Genomic DNA, 278 nt, shown 5'->3' with positions numbered 1-278 from the left:
CTGTATCTATGGAAGTGACAGATTCAACCACATCCCCGTTTTCTGATCGACTAATTATTATGCTTTTTCATGCACTGAATCAGATGGACATTACCCTCCTGGGACACTCATTGTCCCTATCCATGCGGGCTGATCTTACTGCACATTTCAGTAAACTCATTCTAGATGTATTAAAATATGGTCAGGATGGTTTTAAAATCATGGTCAATAGAGGATGGATGGAACAACCACCCCATGCTACGGATAGAAAACAATCAATTAATGGGAATAGTTAGGAT

At 39.6% G+C, this 278-nt stretch carries 1 protein-coding gene; it reads left to right on the top strand.

Going from position 1 to position 278, the window contains the following annotated elements; genetic code table 11:
* Positions 1-275, top strand: a 275-nt coding sequence (locus AOA60_RS01610; protein WP_143522343.1) for a DUF3231 family protein, incomplete at its 5' end; no start/stop codon positions are given.
* Positions 276-278: the final 3 nt, after the last annotated feature.

The sequence above is a fragment of the Pseudomonas sp. 2822-17 genome (genome assembly GCF_002742485.1).
In the GTDB taxonomy this organism is placed as follows: Bacteria; Pseudomonadota; Gammaproteobacteria; order Pseudomonadales; family Pseudomonadaceae; genus Aquipseudomonas; species Aquipseudomonas cyclaminis.
The sequence above is the reverse complement of the archived record's forward strand: the minus strand, read 5'-3'. Positions and strand labels throughout refer to the sequence as shown.